Source organism: Actinomycetota bacterium (assembly GCA_035540895.1).
Classification (GTDB): domain Bacteria; phylum Actinomycetota; class JAICYB01; order JAICYB01; family JAICYB01; genus DATLFR01.
In genome coordinates, this window is the sequence record DATLFR010000218.1 from 1 (window position 1) to 2,774 (window position 2,774).

The window sequence follows — 2,774 nt, forward strand, 5'->3', positions numbered from 1 at the left end:
GGGAGGTGGGGCAGGGGCGGGCTCGGCCGCCAGGGCTCCGATGGCCAAGAGCGACGTCACCACCCCCACGGCGATGGCGACACGCTCGCGGGCGTTCAGGATGGACAACACGGATCCAGCCTAGCGAGGGCATGGGGTTCCCGCCGCCCGCAGGAGGACGCCGCGACCAGCGTTGATCCAATGGCGAACATTCACAAGGGCGGCCGGACGCGCCAGAAATCGGGTATTGACGGGACGATATATGCGCCATAAAGTGCTCATGTCTCCGCGCCGCGGAGCGGAGACGAGGCCTCAAGGAAAATCGGTCCGACCCGGGGGCGAAGGGGAAGGGTCTCCGGGTTCGGGCCGATCTTCCACTCCCAGAGACTGGCCTGTGGAAAGGCTGTTGATCCTGTGGATGACGGGGCCATTCGGACCCCTGAACCGCCCCTGGACCGTCGGTATCCGCCCGGATAGCGACACAGCGACGGATCGACCAGGGCTCTCGGGAGGTTGCGCACCTGGCGCGGACGAGCGCAGAAATGGTGGCCTAGAGAGCGCGATATCGGTCCGTCGGTTGTGCGCGAGCGGTGCCGATCGGCGCTCGCGACAGTGCGCTCTGCAGCACCTCGATATCCGCGTTGGAAACGCTCTCTTCGGCGCTCAGCGCGGACAGGGAGGCCTCAACCGCGTGGCGGACCGTGGGGTCTCGGGGCAGTAGGGCGAGCGGGTCGAGGAACACGACGCGGGCCAGACGTCCGGCGGCGTTGTAGCCGAGGATCAGGTCCCCCACCTCGCGCGTGTGCCAGATGCGCCCGTACGAGACGGTTAGAGCGGCCACCCTGTGCTTCCTCATGACGACCAGGCTGGGAACCCGCATGCGCACCTCCAACCGGAGTACAGCGCGTGCGGGCAGTGCGGGATGTGATGCCCGTCACAGGCCGCGTGAGACCTCGGTCACCCGAGAGGACGCCCCCCAGCGGCGGCCCCTCGATGCGTGGCCGAGGCCTCGGCCTCAGCCCGCGACCGCGACGCGCAGCCGGGGAGCGGGGACCGTCTCCTGACGCTCCTCGGGGGTCATCTCGTGGACGACCGTCGCCCGCGGCCAGGTGCGCTTCAGCAGCCGCGCGACCCGGGCTGAGCGGGCACCGACGACGCCTGCGCCGACGAGAACCGTGTCGGGGGCCCGGTCGAGCGAGGCGACGGCCGTGATGACCTCCGCGATCGAGCCGGCCTCGCCGGTCACGGTCATGCCTCGACGCTCGATCGCGCGCTTCATAGCGCTGCGACGCTCCAGGTCGGAGTCGATGAGGAGAACGGTTTCCATGAGCGCACCTCCTGTTGCTGCGACGGTTGCTGCTTTCCCTCAACCGGCGAAACGAACCGCCGTCGCCCTCCCGTCGGCCCACTTTCAGAACGTGTGTTCCGGGTCCGGGCCGGGGGCGTCCACTCCTGGGCCTGTGGCACCCTGAGGGGGTGACCACGGAATCCCCCGAGCTCGAGGCCGCGCTCTGGGGGGAGCTCGTCCACCTGGGGATACCCGCCCGTCCGGTCGTGCTCCCGACGCCCTGGCGGGTCGGGGCGGTGGTCGCGTACCTGTTCCCGGGCGATCCGGTCACCCTCGTCGACGCGGGGTACGACACGCCGGAGGCGCGGGCCGGCTTCCAGGCGGCCTTCGCCGCCGCCGGTCGCGACCCGTCCGAGCTGGAACGGATCATCGTGACCCACGGCCACTCCGATCACTTCGGCTGCGCGGCCTGGCTGCAGTCGCTGTCGCGGTGCGAGGTCGTGATCCACGAGTCGGATCTCGAGCGGATGCAGGAGTGGATGACCGACCGCCCATCGGCCATGCGCGCCGTCTACCTGCCCCTCGGGGTGCCCGAGGAGGCGCTCTCGCGCTTCTTCGGGGACGACGACGAGTCGGCCTCCCAGCCCGCCGCGACGGCGATGAAGGGAGGCGAGAGCTTCGCGGCCGGGGGCACGACCCTGCGGGTGGAGCACCTGGGGGGGCACTCCGCGGGCCACGTGATAGTGGTGGACGAGCCCACCGGGGCCGTGTTCGCGGGGGACTACCTGCTCGCGCACACACCCACGAACTCCGGGTTGGACCTCGACGCGTCCCATCCGACCGGTCGCGCCCCGACGCTGTCGTGGTACAACGCCGGGCTCGAGCGATTGGCGTCCATGGACGTGCCCGTCGTCTTCCCGGGCCACGGACCGCCGATCTCGCGGCACGCCGGCCTGATCGGCAGGCGGCTGGCGAAGAGCGCGAAGCGGACGGAGCACGTCCTGGCGGGGCTGGCGCGGCACGGGCCGTGCACGCCCGTCGAGCTCGCCCTGGAGATGTACGGTCAACGTGTCCTGCGCGACCCGTGGGGGTTCATGGGAGACGTGGTCGGCCGCCTGGACCTGCTCGTGGAGGATGGGCGTGCCCGGTCCCGGCAGCGGGAAGATGGGGTGTGGATCTTCTGGGTCAGCGACGACGAGGGAGGACAGGATGCCTGAGGCAGTCATCGTGGGAGCGGTCCGGACGCCGATCGGGCGAGCGCGGAAGGGCTCGCTGGTCGACGTGCGTCCGGACGACCTGCTCGCCTTCGCCCTGTCCAAGGCCGTCGAGCGCTCGGGGATAGAGCCCGCCGATATCCAGGACGTCTACGTCGGGTGCGGGTTCCCCAACGGGGAGCAGGGGATGAACGTGGCCCGGGTCGCGACCCTCCTGGCAGGCCTCCCGGAGACGGTGCCGGCGACGACCGTGAACAGGTTCTGCGCCTCCTCCCTGCAGGCGATCCGCATGG

At 70.6% G+C, this 2,774-nt stretch carries 4 protein-coding genes; 2 read left to right on the forward strand and 2 right to left on the reverse strand.

Translation table 11 applies throughout. From position 1 onward, the window contains the following. Positions 1-529 precede the first annotated feature (529 nt). Both VM840_12205 and VM840_12210 read right to left on the reverse strand, forming a co-directional pair. Positions 530-835: a hypothetical protein gene (locus VM840_12205; GenBank protein ID HVL82341.1), complete on the reverse strand. Its 306-nt coding sequence runs from the start codon at positions 833-835 to the stop codon at positions 530-532. 159 nt (positions 836-994) lie between these two features. Continuing rightward, positions 995-1,306 carry a hypothetical protein gene (locus VM840_12210; GenBank protein ID HVL82342.1) on the reverse strand — a complete coding sequence of 104 codons (312 nt, stop codon included), beginning with the start codon at positions 1,304-1,306 and terminating at the stop codon, positions 995-997. Positions 1,307-1,455: 149 nt separating this feature from the next. Here VM840_12210 and VM840_12215 point away from each other — a divergent pair, with 149 nt between their 5' ends. Both VM840_12215 and VM840_12220 read left to right on the forward strand, forming a co-directional pair. After that, the gene (locus VM840_12215) at positions 1,456-2,484 is read left to right on the forward strand and encodes an MBL fold metallo-hydrolase (protein ID HVL82343.1); all 1,029 of its coding nucleotides are present in this window, start codon (positions 1,456-1,458) and stop codon (positions 2,482-2,484) included. Further along, the coding region (locus VM840_12220; GenBank protein ID HVL82344.1) for an acetyl-CoA C-acyltransferase at positions 2,477-2,774 on the forward strand (298 nt) is incomplete at its 3' end. The genes VM840_12215 and VM840_12220, both read left to right, overlap by 8 nt.

Coding starts and splice junctions, on each gene's coding strand:
- VM840_12205 (HVL82341.1), bottom strand. CDS start 835: ATGAGGAAGCACAGGGTGGCCGCTCTAACCGTCTCGTACGGGCGCATC.
- VM840_12210 (HVL82342.1), bottom strand. CDS start 1,306: ATGGAAACCGTTCTCCTCATCGACTCCGACCTGGAGCGTCGCAGCGCT.